This is a genomic window from Prevotella sp. P3-122, from assembly GCF_002251365.1.
GTDB lineage: Bacteria > Bacteroidota > Bacteroidia > Bacteroidales > Bacteroidaceae > Prevotella.
The window spans coordinates 93,471-118,964 of the sequence record NZ_NPJH01000007.1; the positions used below are offsets into that span (position 1 = coordinate 93,471).

Here is a 25,494-nt window from a genome sequence, read left to right on the forward strand (position 1 = left end):
AAAAGGCTGTAACTTTGCAACCATGAAATTACATATTTTCAACCCAGACCACGAGACGGCCATGGCTGCCGACAAGATACCGTTTACTCCCCCTCATGCCGCCAGGGAGCTGCGCCATGACCTTGGATATATAGCTGCATTATGGGCGGATGACAACGACCTTATACTTGTCGAGGACAAGGAAACGGCAAAGGAGGCTTTCCGCCGTACGCATATAGGTTCCTGTCGTCCGGTTTTTATTGAGCCTGAACATCTGAGTAATATTCTTGGCCATATACAGATTGACGCAATATGCCCATGGGGATGGAACAAAGTGCTGAAGCATCAGCTGCTCCGTTGGGGACTGTCGGGGAACGTTCCTCTTCCTGAAGACGCACAGCTTGACCGATGGCGAGAGATGAGCGGCAGGGCATGGGCGGCTGAGAACATTCTGTCGCCACTTGTCTCGTCAAGCTCCAGACTGGTTGGCGAGGCTGCTGTAGTGACTACAACTGAGGGGGCTCTTGAAGAATTGGAAGGACAAGCGGCCTGGGTACTGAAATCGCCATGGAGCTGTAGCGGACGTGGTGTGCGATATGTCAAAAGCGGAGAGGCCGACCAGCATCTCAGGGGATGGATAGCCAACGTTCTTTCAAGACAGGGCTACCTCATGCGTGAGCCACTATATAATAAGGTGTTGGACCTGGCTGTTGAGTTTTATGCCTACAGGGGTAGGGTGGAGTATCAGGGGCTATCCCTTTTTGAGACTAAGAACGGAGCATATACGGGCAACATTATCGCGCCTGAGGAGCGTAAGGTTGAGATGCTTTCCAAGTATATCGACATGGACATAGTTGAGGGTGTTACCCGGGATATAGCTTTACTTGCACAAGATAATATACTGCCTTCATACACAGGGCCTTTTGGTGTTGACATGATGGTTGTGAGGGATGGCAACAATGATGTGGTGCTACATCCTTGCGTTGAGCTGAACCTGCGGCGCACCATGGGCCATGTGGCGCTGTCGGTACCTACAGCTTTTGATGTCTTTACAAAAGTGATGCGGATTTGCCATGATAAAACATATCGCCTACGCATCACAAGGAGCGAAGGCGATATGCCGTAGGAGGGTTATCTGAAACTTAAGGTTGCCTAATATTGTTGTCTTCTTTTTAAGATGTATATACGTAGTAAACGGCAACAAGGACAATAAGTGCAATCACGCATAAAGCGTAGAACAAGAGTTTGGAAAAGACGGCCTTTCTACGTTTTGAAGCCATCTGCCTACGCTTGAAGTCATCGGCGTCATCCGTATGTCTGTGTCTATGACGTTTTCCGTTCTTAGAAGTAAATATTTTCATAATAAGTATTAGTGTTTGAGATTTGTGCGCAAAACATAAAGGGATTTGTCAGAATCTGAAATCTATTTCCACGTCGACCATGTTGTAGTTATGCTTAGCAAGTGAGCGGTCGTTGATGCGGGCGAACTCAGCATTTATCTGGAAATTCTTATGGAATACGTAGTCCGCACCTATCTCGTATTGTGTTCTCGACTTACTCCATTCTGCTGTTGGCCTGTACATGTCGTAGCGTGCCTTTACGTGTATCTTCTTCTTGATGATAGGGGCAATTACCAGTCCATAGAAACCGTCTGACTTGTCACCATTCGATGAAAGCTCACAGTTTGTCGATGTGGCATCGTTGGTGTTTACGAGAGCCTTTGCAAAAGCCTTGCCCGTTGAATGGATGTATTCCGAGCGGAATGTCCAATCGTCAACAACATACTCGCCACTTATGGCATACCGGTGCTGGTCGAGACTTCTCACGCCGTTCTGCGCCGTGCCGTCATCAGCGGTCCATGTGCCCTTGCGTGCATAGCTGCCTTCCCATCCGAAAACACCTATCCGCATTCCCTTGACAGGCATCACCCATACTCCTCCGATGACATCCTTACGCTGGTCCACATCCTTCACGTTGGTGCCCTGACCGTTGTATACGCCTACCTGATAGTGCAGCAGCTCACGTCCGGCCTTGTTCTTTAGGAAGTCACCCTGCAGCTGAACACCAATATCGCGTCCGTTGCTGGCATGACCGCCTGCCCTGTCGTTGAATCCAGCCAGCTTGGATACGTTCTGGCTATAGCTCATGAAGCCTTGGTCTATGGGGTTCATAGGGTTCTCGAAGGTGAACGGACGCTTGAACTGGCCGGCCTTCACCCGGAAGAACTTGTACTTCTGCCACTCGGCAAACATGTCGACAACACGTGGGGAGTTGCCAAGTGTAGACGTGTTGCCATTGAGCTGAACCTGGGCTTTCCAGTAGAAATCATCCAGTATCCTTCCTTCAAGGGAAAGACGCAACATTCTAAGATTGAAGGAGTTGGACTCACTTCCTTCCTGTGAGCTGTATTGGTATTGGGTCATTCCATAACCTGAGAGCTTCACATTATTTATCCATGCCGGAGTCTTGTCCTGGGCAAATGTAGGCATCGACGCTAACGCAATGACTGATGATATGATAAACTTTCTCATAAAATTAGTTAATTGTAATATTTCTGCAAAAGTACGAAATTTTATCTAATCGGAACAATAAATTAAGGAAAATGTTTTCCAATATTAAAACAAAACCGTCATTTTTCTCCTTTTATCTTCATTTTTCTCCTTTTAACTACATGCGAAGTTTAAATTATTTATTAATTTTGCATCAGCTTTTGCCTATTATGAATTATTTATGAAATCAATATTCCGCTCGCCGTGGGCATGGGTTCCCACACTCTATTTTGCAGAGGGTATACCCTACGTCGCAGTAATGACCATTTCCCTGATACTCTACAAGCAGTTAGGTTTGGGGAATGCTGACATAACCTTCTATACCTCATGGCTCTATCTGCCATGGGTGATAAAGCCTCTGTGGAGCCCACTGGTAGACTTGCTTAGGACCAAACGCTGGTGGATAACGGCCATGCAGTTGCTTGTTGGTGCATCATTGGGGGGTGTGGCCTTCACAATTCCGACTGATTTCTGGCTGCAGGGAACTCTATGTTTCTTCTGGTTAATGGCCTTCTCAAGTGCTACCCATGATATTGCTGCCGACGGATTCTATATGCTTGCCCTTGATGAGCACGACCAGAGTGTATTCGTTGGAATAAGGAGCACATTCTACCGCTTCGCCAACATCTTCGGACAGGGAGTACTCATTATGATAGCAGGCTTTATGCAGTCGCGTTTCGGGTTAGACGTTCCACTTTCATGGAGCCTGATGTTCTACGGGACATGTGCCATGTTCATACTGCTATGGCTCTGGCATAGCTCCGTACTGCCTCGCCCTGCCGACAAGCAACAGCAAAAGGCTACAGAGAACGACAAAAGCATAATATCCTTGCTCAAAGACTTCCTGACTAAGTTTCCTGTAAGAGAAACCGTAATTGGTATTCTCTTCATGCTTCTTTACCGTATGCCTGAGGGGTTGCTCGTAAAGGTGTCTGCCCTGTTCCTCGTTGACAGCTCCGCAAATGGAGGACTGGCACTCACTACGGAGGAGTACGGACTCGTTCAGGGGACGGTGGGAGTGATAGGACTTACCATCGGCGGCATTCTTGGAGGTGTTTGCGCAGGAATGGGAGGACTGAGAAAATGGCTCTGGCCAATGGTATGCGCCATAACGCTTCCCGATGCTGTATATATCTACCTCAGCTATTGTCTCCCCGATAATTTCCTCATCATAAACACCTGTGTTTTCGTGGAGCAGTTTGGCTACGGATTTGGGTTTACCGCCTACATGCTATACCTTATATATTATAGTAGGGGAGAGTACAAGACATCACACTATGCCATCTGTACGGCATTCATGGCACTGTCGATGATGATACCTGGCCTGTTCGCCGGTGACTTGCAGGAGACCGTCGGCTATCAGAACTTTTTCCTTATCGTCATGGCATGCTGTACAGTCACCTTCCTTGTGGCTTCGCTTGTCAAGATTGACCCTGAATTTGGTAAAAAGAAACAGTAATTCGAGGGGTTCGAAGAATTCGAAGGGTTTGAGGAGTTCGAGGAGGTCGAAGGTTACCCCATTACCCCATTACCCCTTCAACTTCTTGATTTTCCTTCTTGCCACAGGATGGCTGGGGTATAATTCAAGGGCTTTCTCATAGTTTCGGATGGCAGCATCACGCATACCTTCACGCTCACATTCCTTGCCGAGCATGACATATTCTGTTGAGAAACGTTTCAGGGAATTCTCTCTTTCTTCGGCAGATGCTTTCAACTCTGCTATCTCCCTGCGCAACTGGTTAATTACAGAGAGTTTTCTGCGGATAAACCTCTTGGCGATGGGCTTCTCTATGTCGTAACGGCTATGTATGGCAAGGAAGAAGTTGTCAAGAGCCGTTCCCATATCCCCTTGGTCGAACGCTTTTATGGCATCATGGTACTGCTTGTCTGCCTTGGACTGGGAGAGCGCCGACTTGATGACATTCATGTTGTTGTAGTTTCTGGCAAAGTCTACAACCTCTGGTCTGACGAATATGTCACTTCGTTTTATAGCATTACTGAGGCTGATGCCTTCCAAACTGCGGCAACGGGATAGTGCCACGTATGTCTGGCCTGCAGCAAATACACCACCTGTAAAGTCGATTTTCACATTGTTGAATGTCAGTCCTTGACTTTTATGCACCGTTATTGCCCATGCGAGTCTGATGGGGAACTGTGTATATGTGCCTATCTCCTCCTCGACAATCTTCTTCTCCGTTTCGTCGAAAGAGTATCTGACATTGCTCCACACCTCCCTTTCAACATCAAACGAAATACCAGCTTCGGTCATCACGGAGATGTACTGATGTGAGTGATTGTCGATATCTATGATTGTTCCAAGTGTACCGTTGACCCATCTTTTCTCCTTGTCGTTCTTTACAAAAAGAACCTGTGCTCCGATTTTAAGTTCCAGTTCAATAGGTGTTGGAAGACTGCTTGAAGGAAATTCGCCTTCTATGAGTCCTTGGAATACTGACAGATCACCATCCAGCTCATCAAGTTTTTTCTGGTTGATATGGTCTACTGTGTCGCGAAGGGTAGAGAGGGTAATTGACAGCTGGTTGCTATCGCTACATATGTCAGCGCCAACCCTGGTGTTCAGCATGTCAAGATGCTGCTTCTGTACCTGTGAGGTACGAATGTGGTCGAGCATGTCTATGAAGAGTCTGTCCGTCTGGCGGTAAACCTTTCTGAGCTCTATGCACACCTGATGCATCTGCCTGAAGACATGGGCATCGAAGAAATAACCAGACTTGTAGAACGGGCTGAGAAGCTGTCTGTCCTCCTCCTTCAGTACAGGCTCCAACTGGTAGATGTCTCCGACAAAGAGCATCTGCTTGCCTCCAAAAGGCTCACGCATGTTGTGATTGTAGATGCGCAGTACTTTATCGATGAAGTCGATGATGTCGGCCCTGACCATGCTAACCTCGTCGATGATGATTAGCTCAACCTCACGGATAAGCTTTACTTTCTCCTTGTTGTACTTCAGGGTGTCACGGATGTTGCGCACGCTGTAGCGTACGTCGTTGGGTAGGAGGGGATGGAAGGGTAGTTTGAAGAAGCTGTGAAGGGTGACTCCGCCGGCGTTGATGGCTGCAATGCCTGTAGGAGCGAGGATTATGTTTTTCTTCTTTGTGGTGCTGGCGATATGTCGCAGGAATGTGGACTTACCCGTCCCCGCCTTTCCTGTCAGGAAAAGCGAGTGACGGGTATAGGAGATTATCTGCAATGCCTGCTGTAGTTCGTTATTGTCGGTATCTATCAGGCTCTGTTCCGTTTCTGACATGCCGTTATTACATTGTTGCTGTAATGTTTCCTGTTCGCCAATAATGCTTGACTATACGGATGATGCTACTGTTAAAGGTCATCAAAGTTCACAACCTGCTCCTTGCGTTGTGACTTGTTCTCCGATTTCTGCTCGCCGCCCCCCTGCTGGGCATCCTGGGCAGGCTCTTGCCTTACGGGCCTTGCTATTGGATTACCATTCTCATCGAGTATTATCTCCTCTGTAGTTACAATGGCACTATCCGTCTCGGTAGTGTCAGCTACTGCACTATGATAATAGCTCTGGCAAGTATACATGTCAGATGTTATGTTGTCATCATTGGGCTTGTCGAATTTAGCACGATATTGAGCAAATGCCGGATCAGAGAGTACTGACTCAAGGAAATAGCCGCAGATGGGGAGAGCCGTGCGGGAGCCTTGTCCAAGAGCGCCTGTACGGAAGTGTATGCTACGATATTCACCACCTACCCATGCACCAACAACGAGTTTTGGACTGACGCACATAAACCATGCGTCTGAATGGTTGTTCGAGGTGCCAGTCTTACCGCCAAACTCTGTGTCCTTGAAGTTGCCGACATATCCCCACAGACTCTGTGATGTTCCGCCTGGTTCAAGCATACCACCCTTGAGGAGTTGCTGCATTAGGAATGCACTCTTGTAGGAAATCGCCTGCTCCTCTGTTTCCGGTCCCCTGTATACCTCGTTACCATCCTTGTCGACAATGCGGGTTACGAGTACAGGCTCATGATGTTTGCCGTTATTGGATATAGTACAATAGCTGTTGGCAAGCTCAAGAAGGTTGACGTCGCTGGAGCCAAGGGCCAGTGCAGGAGCGTCATCGAGACGGCTCTTTATACCCATTTTGTGTGCAGTATCGATAATTCTCTTTATGCCCATTTCTTGGCCAAGACGCACGGCTACGGAGTTGATACTCTTGGCAAAAGCACTCTTCAGAGGCATGGAGTCGCCGGAGAAGGTACCGTTGGCATTGCCTGGTGTCCAGGTGGTCATCTCATGCTTCTTGGCATCGTATACCTGCATGGAAATATATTCGTCACGACGCTTGTCACAAGGCGTTAGCCCCTGGTTCATAGCCTCGGTATAGACAAAGAGCTTGAAGGTGGAACCGGGCTGGCGCATCGCCGTCACCTTGTCGTATTTCCACGACTTATAGTCGATGTCGCCCACCCATGCCTTAACGGCTCCTGTCTGAGGTTCCATGGCTATCATGGCACAGTGCATGAACTTCACCATGTAGCGTATGGAGTCAAGCGATGACATCTCCATTTCTATGGTTCCATTCTCATAGTCGAAAAGTTTTACCTTATGGGGCTTGTTGAGATAATAGTTGATGGAATCGGGCTCATTGGGGAACATGGCAAGGAGTGACTTGTAGAATGGCTGCCGCTTGGCTATGTCCTCAATGAAGTTCGGTATCACCTTGCCGGTCTCGTCTATCCACGGGTCGTTATTGCCCCAGTGATTTCTGAAGTTGCGCTGCACCTGCCTCATCTGTTTGATAGCAGCATCCTCAGCGTACTTCTGCATGCGAGTGTCGATGGTAGTGTAAATCTTCAGACCGCTGCTGTAGAGGTCGTAGTTGTTCTCCATACACCAGGACTTGAGGTAGTCGGCAACAGCCTGTCGGAAGTACAGCGCCTTGCCGTCGTAGTTGTTCTCTACCTTATACTCCAGCTTTATGGGGAGTTGCATCAGAGAGTCGCAACGCTCCTGCGTCAGGTCGTTGTGGGTAACCATATTTTGAAGCACAACATTACGTCTGCGCAAGCTGTTCTCAGGGTTAGCCAATGGATTGTAATATGTAGTGGCCTTGAGCATGCCTACCAGCACAGCAGCCTGCTCTGTGGTGAGGTCCTTGGGAGTGGTGTTGAAATAGGTCTTTGCAGCCGTCTTAATACCGAAGGCATTCGAGCCGAAGTCTACGGTGTTGGCATACATCGTGATAATCTCTTCCTTGGTGAATATGGTCTCAAGCTTGGTGGCGATAATCCACTCCTTGCTCTTGACAATGAGAATCTTCAGGCCCGGCACCTTCCCGAGTAATCCCGTAGAGTATTGCGAGCGTACGCGGAACATGTTCTTTGCCAGCTGCTGAGTGATGGTTGATGCACCACGGCCGTCATGGTGGAGCAGGGCATCTTTTACGGCACCAAAGATACCGATGGGGTCTACACCCATGTGGCTATAGAAACGCTCATCCTCGGTGTCGATTAGTGCCCGCCAGAAATCCTTGCTAACCTCATCGTACTTCACGGGAGTACGGTTCTCGTTGAAGAACTTTCCTATAAGCACTCCGTCTGCACTATAGATTTCGGAAGCCTGACTGGTTTGCGGGTCTCTGATGCCTGAGAAGTAACCCGGGCTTTTGCCGAACAGCCAGAGGAAGTTGATGTCTACCGCCCCAAGGTAGAGAAACAGAAGAACTATCATGGATACGATTGCCGTAATGGCTTTCGTGTACCATGGACGTCCTTTGTATAGGTTCTTGTACCAGGTTATGAATTGTCCAGTCTTGCGGTAACACAAGCTGAAAAAGCGTTTTACCTTGTTCATAATTGACTGATGTTAGCGATTTCAGTACAAAAGTAATAATTAACTGCTAAAATTTATCGAATTGTCGATATATTTTAGGATTTCTTCAATGTTTTCGGGTGAAAACCATTTAATACTCTTATCCTTCTTGAACCATGTGAGCTGCTTGCGCATATAGCGCCGCGTATTGGACTGTATCTGCCTGACGGCCTCGTCACGTGGTATCACTCCGTCGAAATAGGAAAAGAGCTCCTTGTAGCCAACGGTATTCAGGGAGTTGAAGGAGCGCAGGGGTAACACGCGGCGTGCCTCCTCTTCCAGCCCGTCGGCCATCATCTGCAACACACGGCGGTTGATGCGGTCGTAGAGCTCCTCGCGTGGGCGGTCGAGTCCTATCTTCAAGATACGGAAGGGACGTTCCTTGACGGTATTGGTACGGAACGACGAATAGGTGCGGCCGGTCTGCACGCATATCTCAAGCGCATGGACAACACGGCGTGGATTGTTGCGGTCGACGATTTCCCAATGCTCAGGGTCAAGCCTCTTAAGTTCCTCTACGAGAGCTTCTAAGCCCTCATTAGCTAACCTTTTCTTCATTGCCTCACGAACATCATCGTTGATAGTGGGAATGTCATCGATGCCTTTGCAAACGGCATCAATATACATCATGGAACCACCCGAGAGAAGGGCGGTATCACGACCGTTGGAGAACATGGAAGTGAGAAGCTGGAGAACCTCCGACTCGTAGATGGAGGCGCTATAGTAATCATCCAAGTGATGATTACCGACAAAATAATGATGAACCCTGCGTTGTTGTTCCTGAGTAGGTGCCGCGGTACCAATAGGTAGCTCCGCAAATATCTGTCTTGAGTCAGCATTGATGATAGGAACATTCAAATGCTCCGCTATTCTCAAACATAGCTCTGTCTTTCCGACACCAGTGGGCCCAAGAACAACAACGAGGGTTTTTTGTTTCATTATTATCGTATTATGCCACGCTTGGATGATGACACAAAGTCGATGATATACTGTATCTCTGGGGTAATCTGCAGATTTCTCTTTATTTCCTCTATGCCCTCAGAGAGCACACCCTTGGAGTAGAGCAGACGATAGGCGTCATGAATGAGCGTTATCAGCTCGTTGCTGAAACCGCGCCTGCGCAAGCCTACGAGGTTCAGGCCGCAATAGCGTGTGGGCTCCTTGCCAGCGATGACGTAAGGAGGAATGTCCTGACTGAAGCGGCAGCCGCCCTGTATCATCACGTAGCCTCCAATCTTGCAGAACTGATGACAGAGAACGACGGCACTGATGATAGCGTTGTCGTCAACCTCCACTTCTCCTGCGAATTTCGTGGAGTTGCCTACAATGATGTTGTTGCCGAGAACGCAATCGTGGGCAACGTGCATGTTCTCCATGAGCAGGTTGTTGTTTCCGACAATGGTAGTACCCTTCGAGGCTGTACCACGTGAGATGGTTACATTCTCGCGGATGCTGTTGTTGTCGCCAACCTCGCACAGCGTTTCTTCTCCACGGTATTTAAGGTCCTGTGGCTTGGTTGCTATGCTTGCTCCAGGAAATATCTCGTTGTTGTTTCCCAGGCGGGCACCAGCGTGTATTGTCACACTGTTCTGCATTACGTTGTTGTCACCAATGACGGTGTTGCGGTCGATATAGCAGAATGGGCCTATTATGTTGTTGTCACCCAGTTTGGCTTCGGGATGAACGAAAGCTAAAGGACTAATCTGGTTCATAATTATTTATTCTTTACTATTTGTGCTGTAAATGTTGCCTCAGACACTACTTGGTCTCCCACGAAGAGATAGCCCTTCATAGAGCTGATGCCGTGGCGGACGGGATGGAGAAGCTCTACCTTGAACAGAAGGGTGTCGCCCGGCACCACTTTCTGCCTGAACTTAACCTCGTCTATGCGCAGGAAATATGTAGACCACCGCTCGGGCTCCTCAACCTGGTTCAGCACCAGCAGGCCGCCACATTGTGCCATGGCCTCAATCTGCAGGACACCCGGCATGACGGGCTCCTGTGGGAAATGTCCGACAAAGAAAGGCTCGTTTGAGGTGACATTCTTTACTCCAACAATACTCGTGGCGCCAATGGAAATAATCTTGTCAACGAGCTGCATGGGATAGCGGTGTGGGAGTAATTCCCTGATGCGGATGTTGTCCATTACCGGCTCGTCGTTTGGGTCGTAGATAGGAGCCTGTATCTCATGCTTGCGGATTTCCTTGCGCATGAGCCTTGCAAACTTGTTGTTGATGGTATGGCCGGGACGTGTGGCAACGATGCGTCCCTTGATAGGTTTGCCGATAAGTGCCATGTCACCGATGATGTCGAGCAGCTTATGCCTGGTACACTCGTTCTCCCACATGAGAGGCTTGTGCTGGATGTAGCCAATCTTCTTGGCATCCATGTGTGGCACCTTAAGTACGTCGGCCAGCTGGTCGAGCTTTTCCTGTGTAGCCTCGCGCTCGTAGATGACGATGGCATTGTCGAGGTCGCCTCCCTTGATGAGGTTTGCCTCAAGAAGGGGAACAATGTCGCGGACAAATACGAATGTGCGCGCAGGGGCTATCTCCTCGGAAAACTTATTGATGTTGTCGAGGGTCGCAAACTGGCTGTTTATGAACTTTGACTGGAAAGAGCACATTGCCGTGATGGAGAATTCCTCGTCGGGCAGAATTGTTATGCAAGAGCCGGTCTCCTCGTCCTTAACCTCTATCTTGTGGCGGATGATATAGTAGTCCTTGGGCGCGTTCTGCTCAACTATTCCTACCTCGTTGATCTTCTGAACATATAGACTGGCTGAACCGTCAAGGATTGGGAATTCAGGACCGTTTACCTGTATGAGGCAGTTGTCAATGCCAAGAGCATAGAGGGCGGCAAGGCCGTGCTCAACAGTAGACACCCTGACATTACCCTCACCGAGAACGGTACCACGCTGGGTATCGATAACTTTCTCTGCAACTGCATCTATGATAGGTGCACCGTCAAGGTCGGTACGCTGTATCTTATATCCGGAGTTCTCAGGTGCAGGATTGAATACTACTGTAAGGCTCAAGCCCGTATGCAATCCTTTACCGAAAAGGGAGAAACTACCCTTTAAGGTTTTCTGTTTTGCTGTTTCCATATATAATTGTTATTTTGATTTCTTTAATTCGTCCACTTCTTTCTGAAGCCTCATTATCTGCTTGTAAAGGTCTGGCAGCTTCTGGAATATGGCCTGTGACTTAAAGTAGGGAAGTTTCTCCATAGGAGGTGTACCGATAAGTGTCTGGTTATCTCCTAAACTGCTCGGAACACCCGACTGCGCACCAAGGAAAACTTTGTTGCCGATTGTGATGTGGCCGGCTATTCCTACCTGTCCGCCAAACATGCACCACTGGCCAACCTTGGTTGAGCCTGCTATGCCAACCTGCGCACTCATCACGGTATTCTCGCCGATATCGGTGTTGTGTGCTATCTGGACGAGATTGTCGAGCTTCACACCCTTGCGGACGTATGTGCTGCCCATGGTAGAACGGTCGATACAGGTGTTTGCGCCTATCTCCACATCGTCTTCTATTGTGACGATACCAATCTGCGGTATTTTGTCGTAGCCGTTGGCTGATGGTGCGAATCCGAAACCGTCGGAACCAACTACGCTTCCTGCATGCAGGGTCACACGATTGCCAAGAACGCAACCGTGATATATTGTCACGTTAGGATAGATGAGACATTGCTCGCCAACCTTTACTCCGTCACCAATAACGGCATGGGGATAAATCTGGCAACCGTCACCGATGACAGCGTTGTCGCCAATGACAGCAAAAGCTCCAACATAAACATCCTTGCCTACAGTAGCCTTGGGAGAAATACTTGCCAATGGGTCGATGCCGCTCTTCCGGGGCTTGGCAGCCTCGTATATCTGAAGAAGTTTTGCTACGCACTCGTAAGCGTTGTCTACACGAATAAGGGTTGCTGGTGATGGTTTTTCCAATTCTACCGACTTGTCAATAAGTACAATAGTAGACTTGGTATCGTATATGTAGTGAGTATATTTTGGATTAGACAAGAAAGAAATAGCACCTGGCTGTCCTTCCTCTATTTTTGCGAATGTGTGAACAGTGGCGTTCTCATCGCCCTCTATGGTGCCTTGTATCACCTGGGCTATCTGTTTGGCTGAAAATTCCATATTTATTGTATTGAAATTGTTATATATGCTGCAAATATAGCAATTTTTGTTCAAATATACTCAGAAGAGGGATAATATTTGCTCTTTTTTTTATATTATCCCTCTAAGTGATATCTTTTATTGGATGATTGGTCTTAATGGCATTAAGGAAATGGCCGGTTGCATGTTATTCAATGCGAGCGAGCTCTACAGCCATCTCCTGCTGCAGTTCTTTTGCCTTGGTTGCCGCAACCTCTGCGAAATTTGCTTCTTTGCTGGCATATATGATACCGCGTGAGGAGTTGACGAGCAATCCGCAGTCCTTGGTCATTCCGTATTTGCACACTTCCTGCAGGCTGCCGCCCTGTGCCCCAACACCCGGGACGAGCAGGAAATGGTTGGGAGCATACTTGCGGATGTCCTTGAACATCTCACCCTGAGTGGCTCCAACGACATACATCATATTGTCATCGTTGCCCCATTCCTGACTCTTCGCAAGCACTTTCTCGAACAGGCGCTCACCGTTGGCATCCGCAGTAAGCTGGAAGTCGTGTGACCCCTTGTTGCTCGTAAGGGCAAGCAGAATTACCCATTTGCCCTCGTATGTGAGGAATGGCGTAACGCTGTCCTCACCCATGTATGGAGCCACAGTCAGGGCGTCGACATCATATTCTCCGAAAAAAGTCTTGGCATACATGGCCGATGTGTTGCCGATGTCGCCGCGCTTTGCATCTGCTATGATGAAGTGGTCGGGGTAGTTCTTCTTCAGATAGCCAATGGTTTTCTCGAATGCCACCAGTCCCTTTACTCCATACGCCTCGTAGAATGCGAGGTTTGGCTTGTATGCTACACAATAGGGTGCAGTAGCGTCGATGATAGCCTTGTTGAAGGCAAACAATGGATCCTCCTCGCTCAGCAGGTGCTGAGGTATCTTGTTGAGATCTGTGTCGAGACCTACGCAAAGGAAGGATTTCTTATCCTTGATTTGCTTGATAAGATGCTGCTTGTCCATTACTTTTTTATTTCTGTTTTTGGTAATTCAATAATTGTCTCTTTCTTTCGTGCTGATGCTATCAGCCTGCTAACGAAGTCCTCGGCAGGAACGGTACGTTCTTTTTTCTCGTCGTCCTTCTCGGTTTTTGTATATCTTATGCCCATAAGGTTAGAGTTCGGCCTCTTTCATGCGCTCTGCGTTCTCGGCAACGGTTAGAGCGTCTATCATGTCCTGGATGTTGCCGCCAAGAAATCCCTGAAGGTCATGGGTCGTATAGCCGATGCGGTGGTCGGTGACACGTCCCTGAGGGAAGTTGTATGTCCTGATTTTCGCACTGCGGTCGCCGGTCGACACAAGTGACTTGCGGCGGTTGGCAATGTCATCGACATATTTCTGGTGCTCCTTGTCGTAGATGAACGTACGCAGGCGCGACAAGGCCCTTTCCTTGTTCTTAGGCTGGTCGCGCGTCTCGGTACACTCGATGAGTATCTCCTCGGTCTCACCAGTATTGGGGTTCTTCCACATGTAGCGCAGACGGACACCGGACTCCACCTTGTTCACGTTCTGGCCTCCGGCACCACTTGAGCGGAAGGTGTCCCACTTTATCTCGCCCTCGTTGATGCTCACCTCGAACTTGTCGGCCTCGGGCAGAACAGCAACGGTAGCGGCAGACGTCTGCATGCGTCCGTTGGACTCTGTAACAGGCACTCGCTGTACACGGTGAACACCAGACTCGTATTTCAGAGTACCATAGACATCTGCGCCGCAAACGGCAAAGTCTATCTCCTTGTAGCCACCTACGGCACCCTCGCTGACGTCGGTAACAGACAGCTGCCATCCCTTTGACTCGCAATAGCGCTTGTACATCTGGAACAGGTCGCCTGCAAACAGGCATGCCTCGTCACCACCTGTTCCGGCCCTTATCTCCATCTGCACGTTCTTGGCATCCTCAGGGTCCTTGGGGATTAGCAATATCTTTATTTCCTCCTCAAGCCTCGGCTGCAGCTCCTCGTTGACGGCCAGCTCCTCGCGGGCCATTTCCTTCATGTCGGGGTCGCTCTCGTTGGCCAGAATGTCCTTTGCCTCGGCTATGGAGTTCAGGCAGGCGATGTATCTTTTTCTTGCATCCATAATATCGCCCAGGTCCTTGTATTCCTTTGTAAGCTTCACGTATCGCTCCTGGTCGGCAATCACGCTCGGGTCGGTGATAAGGGTTGACACTTCCTCGTAGCGTGCCTCAAGGCCATCGAGCTTCTGTAGTATACTGTTGTTTTCTGACATAAAATGATTTTGCTGATTAATATTCGAAAGTACCGAACTCCGACTTTATGGTAAGGCTCTTCTTGCCTTCCTCTATGTGACCAATTACCTGGGCGTCGATATTGAAGCTCTTGCTTATGGCAATAACCTTCTCCGCAACCTCTGCCGGTACATATATCTCCATTCTGTGTCCCATGTTGAACACCTGGTACATCTCCTTCCAGTCTGTGCCGGAGCAGTCGTGAATGGCCTTGAAGAGTGGAGGCACAGGGAACATGTTGTCCTTTACAACCTTGCAGTTGTCGTTAACGAAGTGCAGGACCTTTGTCTGCGCACCGCCCGTGCAATGTACCATGCCATGAATGTCGGGACGGAGCTCGTCAAGCAGACGCTTGATGACGGGCGCATAGGTGCGGGTAGGTGAAAGGACAAGCTCGCCGGCATCAACGCTCACGCCCTCAACAGCATCCGTAAGTTTGTATTTGCCGCTGTAGACAAGCTCGTCGGGCACGTTGTGGTCGAAGCTTTCCGGGTATTTCTCTGCGAGATACTTTGCAAATACGTCATGTCTTGCACTCGTCAGGCCATTGGAGCCCATGCCGCCATTGTATTTCTTCTCGTATGTAGCCTGGCCTGTAGAGCTAAGACCGACAATAACGTCTCCCGGGCGTATGTTGGCATTGTCGATGACATCCTTTCTCCTCATCCTGCACGTTACCGTAGAGTCTACGATAATTGTGCGTACGAGGTCGCCGACATCAGCCGTCTCACCACCCGTGGGATAGATGCCTATGCCCATCTCACGGAGTTCTGACAGCAACTGGTCAGTACCGTTGATGATAGCGGAAATCACCTCGCCAGGTACCAGCATCTTGTTTCGTCCGATTGTGCTGGACACAAGAATGTTGTCCACGGCGCCAACGCAAAGCAGGTCGTCGGTATTCATGACTATTGCGTCCTGCGCAATACCTTTCCATACGTCGAGGTTGCCTGTTTCCTTCCAGTACATGTACGCAAGGCTCGATTTTGTGCCTGCTCCGTCTGCATGCATGATGTTGCAGTATTCCGGGTCTCCTCCCAGAATGTCGGGAATTATCTTGCAGAAAGCCTGTGGAAACAGGCCTTTGTCTATGTTCTTTATGGCGTTGTGTACATCTTCCTTAGCCGCACTTACGCCGCGCATCATATATCGGTTGTCCATAATCAAAATAATGTAAATGTGAAATAGCTTTTGTTAATTACTTATCGGCATCAGAGTTCCAGAAATTCCAACTGGCAAAAGCCTGCAACAGCAGCATCTCCAGACCGTTCTTCACCGTTGCTCCCTGTGCCTTGCCCTTTTTCAGGAACAGAGTCTCGTCAGGATTGTAGATGAGGTCGTAGAGTAGGGTGTGGCTGTCCATAGCCTCGTATGGAAGGTTGGGACAGTCGTCTGTCTGCGGGTACATACCGCAGGGCGTACAGTTGACAATCACGTTGTATTCCTTTATCATTTCCGGTGTGATATCCTCGTACCTTACACATCCGTGCCTTTCGTAACGGCTTACAGTAAGTGTCTCTATGCCAAGCGACTTTAGGCTGAAGATGATGGCCTTGCTCGCACCGCCAGTACCGAGTACCAACGCCTTCTTGTGGTATCTCTCCAGCAGAGGCTCTATGCTCTGTGTGAACCCTATCACGTCGCTGTTGTAGCCCTTGAGCTCTGTCTTGTTGCCTTTGTGGTTCACCTTTATGACGTTGACAGCACCAATGGCCCTTGCCTCAGGACTTATGGAATCAAGATAACTAATCACTTTCTCCTTGTACGGGATAGTAACGTTCAGTCCCTTGAGCTCTGGATTAGAGTCAAGTATCTCTGTGAGATTCTCTATAGAGGGAATCTCGAAATTCTCATAGGTTGCGTCAATGCACTCATTCTGGAACTTTTCGTTGAAGTAGCCTATAGAGAACGAATGGCCGAGCGGATAGCCGATAAGTCCATATTTGTCCATAATGTCCTAAAAAATGTTGTTGTCTACTCTTATTTAAAATTCTTATGTCTCCAAACGATTCTACTATACATTATTATATATAGTTGTCTGATTATCATCTTTCACTGGTCACAGACTCCATTATTTCTCTCCGAGGTACATCGTGCAGATGCCGAAAGTGAGTCTCTTGAACAATGCTTTCCTAAAGCCTGCTTTCCTCAATATCTCTACCATCTGCTCACCTTGCGGGAATGCTTCTATTGTGGCCGTGAGATACTTGTATGCGCTATCGTCCTTTGATATCAGCTTGCCATACAGGGGGAGGAAAGTGTGAGAGTAAAGACCGAATAATTGCCTCATGGGGAATGTGACGGGACTGGTTAATTCGACAATGCTCAGATGGCCGCCAGGCTTCAGTACCCTGCACATCTCCGCCAGACCCTGGTCAAGATTTTGGAAATTGCGTATTCCGAAAGCTGCCGTAACGGCATCGAAGGTGTTGTCGTCGAAGGACAACGCCAGACAGTCTTCTCTCTGAAAAGATATGATGCCGTCGAGGTGTCTCTCCGCAACCTTCTTTCTGCCAACATCCATCATTCCCTCCGACAGGTCTGCGCCGATAATAGCCCTTGGCTGTAGCATCTCCGCGGCAAGAATGGCAAAATCACCTGTTCCTGTAGCTATGTCAAGGATGGTTTCCGGACTCCATTGGGCTATCTGCCTGATGGCCTTCCGTCTCCATCCTTTGTCGATGTCGAACGAGAGCCTGTGGTTCAGCTTGTCGTATGTGGGTGCGATGTTGTCGAACATTTTCTCGACAAGCGCACCCTTGTCGCCTTCGCCTCCGTATGGTTTAATTTCCTCTTGCCTATACATTACTTAATACCTTTCAGGCATTCGCTGACATTCTTCTCTATGCGGGCAGCTATGTCGCCTTCCTCGGCTGTCTTCACGAATGTCTCTCCAGTAATATGCTCGTACAGCTCAATATACCTGTCGCTCACGCTTTCCGCATATTCGTCTGTAATCTCAGGCATGGTCTGTCCAGGCTCGTTCATGAAGTCGTGCTCTATTAGCCATTGCCTTACGAACTCCTTCGACAACTGCTTCTGGGGCTCGCCCTTGGCAAACTTCTCCTCATATCCGTCGGCATAGAAGTAGCGGCTCGAGTCAGGAGTATGTATTTCGTCAATAAGGTATACCTTGCCGTCACGTTTGCCAAACTCATACTTGGTGTCTACGAGTATCAGGCCATGCTTGGCGGCAATTTCCTGTCCGCGTGCGAAGAGCTTGCGCGTATAGTCCTCCATTATGGCATAATCCTCTGCGCTGACAATGCCCTGGGCGATGATTTCCTCTTTTGATATGTTAAGGTCGTGTCCCTCGTCGGCCTTGGTCGTGGGAGTGATGATTGGCTCTGGGAAACGCTCGTTCTCCCTCATGCCCTCAGGCAGCTTTACACCGCAAATCTCTCTGCATCCGTTCTTGTATTCGCGCCAAGCAGAACCGGTAAGTATGCCTCGGATAATCATTTCAACCCTGAAGCCCTCGCACTTCAGACCAACGGTAACCATAGGGTCGGGAGTTGCCAGCTTCCAGTTCGGGCAGATGTCACTCGTGGCATCCAGGAACTGTGCTGCTATCTGGTTGAGAACCTGTCCCTTGAATGGTATGCCTTTTGGCAGGATAACATCGAAAGCCGAAATCCTGTCGGTAGCAACCATAACCATGATGTCGTCATTGATATTATACACGTCACGAACCTTGCCGTGATAAACACTCTTCTGTCCATCGAAGTGGAAGTCGGTTGTTGTTAATGCTTTCATACTATATTTTGTCTTTAATGTCTTTATTCTCCGATTTTGAATATGCCTCGACGATGCGTGTGACGAGTTTGTGTCTCACAATGTCCTGCTTGGTGAAGTTTATAACAGAGATGCCCTCTATGTCGCTGAGTATGGACAAGGCCACCTTCAGTCCGCTTCTCTCCTCTCTTGGCAGGTCTATCTGTGTCAGGTCGCCCGTGATAATCATCTTGGTGTTCCATCCCATTCTCGTCAGGAACATCTTCAGTTGGGCGGCAGTAGTGTTTTGCGCCTCATCAAGTATTACCACGGCATCGCTCAGCGTGCGGCCTCTCATGAACGCTAAGGGGCAAATCTGTATGACATGCTTGTCTATCAGGTCCTGAAGCTTCACAGCCGGCAGCATGTCCTCAAGGGCATCGTAAAGGGGTTGCAGGTAAGGGTCTATCTTGTCTTTTATGTCGCCAGGCAGGAAACCGAGCTTCTCGCCAGCCTCTACGGCCGGACGGCAAAGGATAATCTTCTTTGCAGTTTTCTCCTTCAAGGCTTTCACGGCAAGGGCTATACTCAGGTATGTCTTGCCTGTTCCGGCAGGCCCTACGGCAAACATCATGTCGTTCTTGTCGAATGCGTCAATAAGCTTCTGCTGGTTTTCGTTACGGCTTTTGATAGGACGCCCAGACATGTTGTAAACCACAACACCCTTGGCTGCCCCGGCATTGGTCTTTCGTCCTTTTATTATATCTAAAATATCCTCTTCTGCTATGCTGTTGTGTACCGATATGTGGTATCTGATTTTCTCTATACACTCATCGGCTTTCGCCATTTCCTCCTCGTCACCCATAAGCTTTATTACGTTGCCGCGTGCGACGATGCGCAACTTCGGAAAGAGCGACTTCACCATAAGCAAATGGCTGTTGCCCGGTCCGAAAAACGCCATGGGGTCTATGTCTTCAAGTATTATATGTTTCTCCGTCAATGTCTTGATAGTTTATTAAACGCTGCAAAATTACAATTTTAATTGCGAAACACAAAAAAAAGCTGCAAATAAATCTCTGCTGTTGACTACGAATTGTGTAGTTTTTATTATCTTTGCATCAAAATTTCGGATATTACAAAATGAATATTTCCAAAACAAGATATTTACAGATATTTTTGAGTGTTACTATTGTGCTGGCATTAGTGAGGTGTGTTTGCCCCCAGATTGCCGGCCACAGCAAGGATTTGGCCGTGGCCGACAGCCTGTCAACGGCTACTGACTCACTGACTCCCGATGACTCCGTATACCATGGGAACGGAGTAGCGGCAATGCTTGGCGAAAGCCATGACGTGAGTACGGCTGATGCAAGACCAATGGCGGTGGAATCACGCTTTTTCAAGGATGACGGAACGCTGACCAAGAACCGCATATTCAGCGTGCCAGGTTTCTCGAAGACTTTCCCCGACCAGAATGATGTGCAGCTGGCTGCTGCCACCAAATGGGGAGTAAGAGCCGTAGCCAACAGAGAAGATGCGGAGAAGAGAAAATCCGAACTTGTATATATTGGCTCAAATCCTTTCTATCACATAGACAAGCTGAACAACAGCATTCCTTATCTCGTTCCACGCGCCGCAGTACTGCTTCAGGACATCGGACGCAACTTCTTCGACAGTCTACAATGCAAGGGCGTGCCTCTTCATAAGATTATCGTGACAAGCGTGCTGCGCACTAAGGAGGATGTTACGAAACTCAGCCGCCACAATGGCAATGCCACACAAAACAGCTGCCACCTACACGGAACTACCGTAGATGTCTGCTACAATCGGTACAAGACCGTAGAGGCTCCTGGAGAGAACAGGCGACAGGTAAGGAACGACACCCTGAAATGGATACTCAGCGAGGTGCTGCGTGACTTGCGAGAGGCTGACAGATGCTATGTGAAATATGAGGTCAAGCAAGGATGCTTCCATATAACGGTCAAATGACAATACTAACAGATTTATTCATACTACAACCATGATGAAAAAACTATCTCTGATTATCGCTGTTCTGTCGCTCTGTATGACATCACATGCGGGCGAAGTGTTTAAAATCGACAATCCGGACTACAAGCTCAGTCCTTTTACGGGAATGACGAGGAACCACTGGGTAGAGGCTGACAAATATCTCCTTGAGGGCGCGTTCCGGCACATAAAAAGTCTTGACGACCCTATGTACTTCGACCGTCTGGGAGATGTGTGCTATCCAAAGGACGAGACCAACAAGAGTAGGGTACGCGGTGCTACCCTCGAGGGCATGGCACGCACGCTATTCATGGCTTCTCCACTCATCAGGGAGGACTCAACCATCACCATCAACGGCATCCGACTTGTTGACTACTACCGCCGTCAGCTGACTCTTCTCGTTACACCTGGTAGTGAGCAGTTCATCAGTCATCGGGGCAACAGGGGACCTTGCCAGGACCTTGTGGAGTTTGGTGCACTTGGCGTATGCTTCTTCGTTTGTGGAGAGGCCGTTTGGGACCCACTCCCAAAGGAGACGCGTGACGCTCTGTACGCCATGATGGAGAGCTATGCCGACGGACCGACCGTGGCACAGAACTGGCGTTTCTTCAACATCTTTGTGATGTCGTTCTTCAATACTCGTGGATATAAAATCAACCAGAAGCTCATGGAGCGTTATCTCAACGAACTGCTGGGCGACTACAGGGGAAGCGGATGGTACTACGACGTGCCAAACTACGATTTCTATTCTATGTGGGCTTACCAGCTGTATGGAAAGCTGTGGTCGAAATTCTATGGCGAGAAATATCTGCCTGAGTATGCTGCCAAGTTTGAGAAGAACTTTAATGAGATGTACGAGGGCTATCCAAACCTTTTCGGGCGCGATGGGAAAATGCCTATGTGGGGAAGGTCAAATATGTACCGGTTTGCCGCTACAGCTCCTCTTGCATGGGGTGACAACTGCAACCATGGCTGGATGCGCCGAATAGCATCAGGCTGTCTGCTTCAGTTCATACAGCATCCTGATTTTCTCTATGACGACGGCGTGCCTACACCTGGCTTCTACGGGCTTTTCGACCCCGTGCTCCAGGGCTACAGTTGCCGCGGTTCCGTATTCTGGTGTGCCAAGGCGTTCTTGCCGCTCGTCTTGCCTGACACCGACAACTATTGGAGCGCAGTTGAGAATGAGGGTGAATGGGCAACCATGCGCGCAAATGAGGTTAGATGCCACTACTATGAGGGACCGAAGATGCTCGTGACCGACTATGCTTCCACGGGAGCAGCAGAGATTAGGGCATACTGCGATTATAATGTCGACAGACCGTGGCCGGAGCATTTCCGTGCCTCAGAGCAGTACAACCGTCTCGCCTATAACACGGACCTTCCATGGATGGCCGACGGAAAGAATGGAGAAGTAGCCATGAACTATGTTGTCTACAACGAGGCAAAGGCTATGTGGGAGCCCATGAGACGATATACTACAACATGCTTTGTCAACAACATTCTCCAGCGTACTGCATATCCTCAGGCAAACCAAACATTCAGAATGCTCCTTCACGATATTGCTCTTACAAATGGTACTCTCAGGGCGGACAAGGTTATTGCGAGCGAGAAAGCCACCAAGGTGAGACTCGGACACTATGCCTTGCCAAAGAAGACAGGCAATGTTGCCACCAAGACCATCAGCCTTGGTGACGGACATACCGCATACATTATTAATAATGGTGAGTACGAGCTTGCCATGATTGGTCTGGAAGGGTGGGGCGACATGGAGTTTGTGACTACCAAGGGGCTTCACCCTGAGTCGGAAGAGTGTGTAGTCATAGACGCAGAGGCTACAGTCAGCAAGGGCGACCGCCTTGTATGCCTGCAGCTTATGACCAAGAAGTCTTTCACAAAGAGCCAGCTACGGAAAAGCGTTGCTGACGCAAAGATTCGTTTGAGAGTGATTATGTAGCTTTGCAATCTATGTGTATGGATGCTAATTGTGTATCCATACACATAGATTATCTTAAAATATTCCCTTATAACAGAGAAATAACCGCCTAAATGGTAATTTCTCCAGCTATCGACTTGTTCATAAGGTTTCTTATGATATGGCTGTCAGAATGCTGAGCCTGCAGAAACATCAGCTTGGTAACGGCAGCCTCTACCGTTGAGTCATAACCGCTGATGACTCCAGCTTTTTTCAAATGGAAGCCCGTGTCGTAGCGCGACATCTCTACCTTGCCGGCCACACATTGGCTGATATTCACTATTACCACGCCTCTCTGCGCAGCCTTGGCCAGCAAGCCGTTGAGCCATGGACTTTGAGGGGCATTGCCGCTTCCGTAGCTTCTCATTACTATACCCTTTAGCTCAGGGGCGTCAAGGACATGACGGATGATGTTCTCCTGAATGCCCGGGAACAGACTGAATACCACAACGTGTGGGTCCATGGCGAAATGCGGAGTCATCGGACGTGAGAAATCCGGCTGTAATATGTGATGGTTGTGGAAGTCGAAGTTCACACCAGCGTCGCAGAGATGAGGATAGTTGAATGTGTCGAAGGCGTTGAAGCCGTCGGCATTCTTTTTTGTCGAGCGGTTCCCGCGCAGCAGGCGTCCGCTGAAATAGATGCAAACCTCGGGAACCATGGCGTGGCCATCCTTGTCCTTGTATGCAGCAAGCTCCACGCTCGTTATGAGGTTTTCTCGCCCGTCAGTCCTAAGTTGTCCTACTGGAAGCTGCGAGCCAGTGAGTATGACGGGCTTGGTGAGGTTCTCGAGCATGAATGACAAGGCACTCGCCGTATAAGCCATCGTATCGGTGCCATGAAGTATGACAAAGCCGTCATACTCGTCGTAGCGGTCGGATATAATCCTTACCAGCTGAGCCCACAGGCGCGGATCCATATCGCTAGAGTCTATTGGGGGCGTAAACTGATATACCTCGACTGATGTCTGCAGTTGCCTGAACTCAGGCATGCTCTCAACAAGGTGATTGAAGTCCAAAGGTTCCAATGCACCTGTCAAGGGATTACGTCCCATACCGATGGTGCCTCCAGTATAAATAAGCAATACTTTCTCCGCCATAGCTCAATTTTTCTGCAAAATTATGGAAAACAATCGGATTATACAAATAAATACCTAATTGTTTGTTCGTGTGTGTGTCCAAATATCTAATTTTTTTTTCGTAACAACTTGTTATTATATGATTTTTTTGTTGTATCTTTGCAGAGTTGGATTAAAACTCAAAGATTGTTCCTGATATTCTTGTTCATCGGAATTACAAAGAACAATCCATCATATCGGATAGGCAACGAAAACTTATAAACTATAAATAAAACAAATTTTGATTATGAAACAATTTATGGACGAAAACTTCCTGTTGGAGACAGAAACCGCACAGGAACTCTTCCACAACCATGCGGCCAAGATGCCCATCATCGACTATCATTGCCACCTCATACCGGAGATGGTTGCCAACGACCACAAGTTCAAGAGCATTACCGAGCTTTGGCTCGGCGGCGACCATTACAAATGGCGTGCGATGAGAACTAACGGTGTAGACGAGAGATACTGCACAGGCAAGGACACCACAGACTGGGAAAAGTTTGAGAAATGGGCTGAGACTGTTCCCTACACTTTCCGTAACCCTCTCTATCATTGGACTCACCTTGAGCTCAAGACGGCTTTCGGTATCGATAAGCTCCTGTCGCCTAAGACGGCAAGAGAAATATTTGACGAGTGCAACGAGAAACTCATGCAGCCCGAGTTTTCCGCACGTGGACTCATGCGCCATTATCATGTAGAGTGCGTTTGCACAACTGATGACCCTGTTGATGACCTGCGTTTCCACAAGCAGACACGTGAGAGCGGATTTGAAATCAAGATGATTCCAGCCTGGAGACCAGATAAGGCCATGAACATCGAAAAGCCTGACTTTGTTGATTATGTCAACAAGCTTGCTGAGGTATCAGGTGTAAGCATCAATACATTCAAGGATATGGTCGACGCTTTGCAGAAGAGGCACGACTTCTTCGCAGAGAACGGATGCCGTCTCTCCGACCATGGCATAGAGGAGTTCTACGACGAGGAGTATACCGACTCGCAGATAGAGACCATCTTTGCAAAGGCTATGAACGGACAGCAGCTTGCCGAACAGGAGGTACGACAGTACAAGAACGCATTCCTTACCGTTTGCGCCGAAATGGATAATGATGCAGACTGGACACAACAGTTCCACTATGGTGCCATACGTGACAACAACACCCTGATGTACAACCAGCTGGGTCCTGACACGGGCTTCGACTCTATCGGTGAGTTCAATACCGCTCGTGCCATGAGCCGTTTCCTTAACAAGCTCAACATGCGAGGAAAGCTCACACGCACCATTCTCTACACCCTCAACCCATGTGCAAACGAGGTCATAGCAACTATGCTCGGCAACTTCCAGGATGGCTCTTGCCCAGGCAAGATACAGTTCGGTTCAGGATGGTGGTTCAATGATCAGCTCGACGGTATGACACGCCAGATGAACGCTTTGTCTGTCCTTGGACTCCTCAGCCGCTTCGTCGGAATGCTTACCGACAGCCGCTCGTTCTTGAGCTACCCGCGCCATGAGTATTTCAGACGTCTGCTTTGCAACCTGCTCGGAAACGATGTAGAGAAGGGTCTGCTGCCAAACGACATGGAGAGTCTCTCTCGTATGGTTGAGGACATTTCCTACAACAACGCCAAGAACTATTTCAAGTTCTACTAATATTGAATCTTCCACAAAAAGCCTCACTCATCTCTTCTATTAAAGGAGGGTGAGTGAGGCTGTTTTTATGGATAGGTATAGTCACCTCCTAAAAAATGTCAAGCACCCTAATAGAATGTGCCCAACAAAGATTGAATGTTATTCAATTCTATATGTAATATATAAGGTTCATCAGAAATATGGAGTGACGCATAATAATATATTATTCCTGAAGTATATTATTAAA

The 25,494-nt window shown here is 48.7% G+C and carries 22 protein-coding genes; 5 read left to right on the plus strand and 17 right to left on the minus strand.

Annotated elements, in window-relative coordinates:
* Positions 1-22: 22 nt before the first annotated feature.
* Positions 23-1,105, plus strand: coding sequence for a hypothetical protein (locus tag CIL02_RS01605; protein WP_094398735.1), 1,083 nt, complete (start codon positions 23-25; stop codon positions 1,103-1,105).
* Positions 1,106-1,151: 46 nt separating this feature from the next.
* On the opposite strand, the gene CIL02_RS15960 is transcribed toward CIL02_RS01605, so the two are convergent.
* The gene (locus CIL02_RS15960) at positions 1,152-1,340 is read right to left on the minus strand and encodes a hypothetical protein (protein WP_141210080.1); all 189 of its coding nucleotides are present in this window, start codon (positions 1,338-1,340) and stop codon (positions 1,152-1,154) included.
* Positions 1,341-1,388: 48 nt separating this feature from the next.
* Complete coding sequence (locus tag CIL02_RS01610; RefSeq protein ID WP_094398736.1) at positions 1,389-2,510, minus strand: porin; 1,122 nt, start codon at positions 2,508-2,510, stop codon at positions 1,389-1,391.
* Positions 2,511-2,709: 199 nt separating this feature from the next.
* Between CIL02_RS01610 and CIL02_RS01615 the strand changes: the two genes are divergently transcribed.
* Positions 2,710-3,987 carry an MFS transporter gene (locus CIL02_RS01615; protein ID WP_094398737.1) on the plus strand — a complete coding sequence of 426 codons (1,278 nt, stop codon included), beginning with the start codon at positions 2,710-2,712 and terminating at the stop codon, positions 3,985-3,987.
* 69 nt (positions 3,988-4,056) lie between these two features.
* Here the strand turns inward: CIL02_RS01615 and CIL02_RS01620 are convergent, their stop codons facing one another.
* The 14 genes from CIL02_RS01620 to CIL02_RS01680 form a co-directional block, all read right to left on the minus strand.
* The gene (locus CIL02_RS01620) at positions 4,057-5,793 is read right to left on the minus strand and encodes an AAA family ATPase (RefSeq protein WP_094398738.1); all 1,737 of its coding nucleotides are present in this window, start codon (positions 5,791-5,793) and stop codon (positions 4,057-4,059) included.
* Positions 5,794-5,864: 71 nt separating this feature from the next.
* Positions 5,865-8,366 carry a transglycosylase domain-containing protein gene (locus CIL02_RS01625; RefSeq protein ID WP_094398739.1) on the minus strand — a complete coding sequence of 834 codons (2,502 nt, stop codon included), beginning with the start codon at positions 8,364-8,366 and terminating at the stop codon, positions 5,865-5,867.
* Between the two features lie 39 nt (positions 8,367-8,405).
* Positions 8,406-9,323 (minus strand): tRNA (adenosine(37)-N6)-dimethylallyltransferase MiaA, encoded by a 918-nt coding sequence (gene miaA, locus CIL02_RS01630; protein ID WP_094398740.1) that lies wholly within the window; start codon positions 9,321-9,323, stop codon positions 8,406-8,408.
* 2 nt (positions 9,324-9,325) lie between these two features.
* A complete protein-coding gene (gene lpxA, locus CIL02_RS01635; protein WP_094398741.1) occupies positions 9,326-10,096 on the minus strand; it encodes an acyl-ACP--UDP-N-acetylglucosamine O-acyltransferase in 771 nt (256 codons plus the stop codon).
* Positions 10,097-10,098: 2 nt separating this feature from the next.
* On the minus strand, positions 10,099-11,490 hold the full coding sequence (locus tag CIL02_RS01640) for a bifunctional UDP-3-O-[3-hydroxymyristoyl] N-acetylglucosamine deacetylase/3-hydroxyacyl-ACP dehydratase (RefSeq protein ID WP_094398742.1): 1,392 nt from the start codon (positions 11,488-11,490) through the stop codon (positions 10,099-10,101).
* A gap of 9 nt (positions 11,491-11,499) precedes the next feature.
* Positions 11,500-12,534 (minus strand): UDP-3-O-(3-hydroxymyristoyl)glucosamine N-acyltransferase, encoded by a 1,035-nt coding sequence (gene lpxD, locus CIL02_RS01645; RefSeq protein WP_094398743.1) that lies wholly within the window; start codon positions 12,532-12,534, stop codon positions 11,500-11,502.
* Positions 12,535-12,700: 166 nt separating this feature from the next.
* Entirely contained in the window at positions 12,701-13,525 is an 825-nt protein-coding gene (gene pyrF, locus CIL02_RS01650) for an orotidine-5'-phosphate decarboxylase (protein ID WP_094398744.1), read from the minus strand.
* Positions 13,525-13,671 carry a hypothetical protein gene (locus CIL02_RS16205; protein ID WP_170934979.1) on the minus strand — a complete coding sequence of 49 codons (147 nt, stop codon included), beginning with the start codon at positions 13,669-13,671 and terminating at the stop codon, positions 13,525-13,527. The genes pyrF and CIL02_RS16205 overlap by 1 nt, the downstream gene beginning before the upstream one ends.
* A 4-nt stretch (positions 13,672-13,675) precedes the next feature.
* Complete coding sequence (prfA, locus tag CIL02_RS01655) at positions 13,676-14,788, minus strand: peptide chain release factor 1 (protein ID WP_094398745.1); 1,113 nt, start codon at positions 14,786-14,788, stop codon at positions 13,676-13,678.
* Between the two features lie 16 nt (positions 14,789-14,804).
* Positions 14,805-15,968 (minus strand): AIR synthase-related protein, encoded by a 1,164-nt coding sequence (locus CIL02_RS01660; protein ID WP_094398746.1) that lies wholly within the window; start codon positions 15,966-15,968, stop codon positions 14,805-14,807.
* 37 nt (positions 15,969-16,005) lie between these two features.
* On the minus strand, positions 16,006-16,758 hold the full coding sequence (locus CIL02_RS01665; protein ID WP_094398747.1) for a shikimate dehydrogenase: 753 nt from the start codon (positions 16,756-16,758) through the stop codon (positions 16,006-16,008).
* Between the two features lie 120 nt (positions 16,759-16,878).
* Entirely contained in the window at positions 16,879-17,613 is a 735-nt protein-coding gene (gene ubiE / locus CIL02_RS01670) for a bifunctional demethylmenaquinone methyltransferase/2-methoxy-6-polyprenyl-1,4-benzoquinol methylase UbiE (RefSeq protein WP_094398748.1), read from the minus strand.
* Positions 17,613-18,563: a phosphoribosylaminoimidazolesuccinocarboxamide synthase gene (locus CIL02_RS01675; protein WP_094398749.1), complete on the minus strand. Its 951-nt coding sequence runs from the start codon at positions 18,561-18,563 to the stop codon at positions 17,613-17,615. Before CIL02_RS01675 ends, ubiE begins: the two co-directional genes overlap by 1 nt.
* 1 nt (position 18,564) lies before the next feature.
* Positions 18,565-19,521 carry a PhoH family protein gene (locus tag CIL02_RS01680; protein ID WP_094398750.1) on the minus strand — a complete coding sequence of 319 codons (957 nt, stop codon included), beginning with the start codon at positions 19,519-19,521 and terminating at the stop codon, positions 18,565-18,567.
* Between the two features lie 140 nt (positions 19,522-19,661).
* Between CIL02_RS01680 and CIL02_RS01685 the strand changes: the two genes are divergently transcribed.
* The gene (locus CIL02_RS01685) at positions 19,662-20,507 is read left to right on the plus strand and encodes a DUF5715 family protein (RefSeq protein ID WP_094398751.1); all 846 of its coding nucleotides are present in this window, start codon (positions 19,662-19,664) and stop codon (positions 20,505-20,507) included.
* Positions 20,508-20,538: 31 nt separating this feature from the next.
* Positions 20,539-22,482, plus strand: a complete 1,944-nt coding sequence (locus CIL02_RS01690) for a DUF2264 domain-containing protein (protein WP_094398752.1) — start codon at positions 20,539-20,541, stop codon at positions 22,480-22,482.
* Between the two features lie 88 nt (positions 22,483-22,570).
* Here CIL02_RS01690 and CIL02_RS01695 read toward each other — a convergent pair whose 3' ends face one another.
* Positions 22,571-23,599, minus strand: a complete 1,029-nt coding sequence (locus CIL02_RS01695) for a type I asparaginase (protein WP_094398753.1) — start codon at positions 23,597-23,599, stop codon at positions 22,571-22,573.
* 265 nt (positions 23,600-23,864) lie between these two features.
* Between CIL02_RS01695 and uxaC the strand changes: the two genes are divergently transcribed.
* Complete coding sequence (uxaC, locus tag CIL02_RS01700) at positions 23,865-25,268, plus strand: glucuronate isomerase (RefSeq protein WP_094398754.1); 1,404 nt, start codon at positions 23,865-23,867, stop codon at positions 25,266-25,268.
* Positions 25,269-25,494 lie beyond the last annotated feature (226 nt).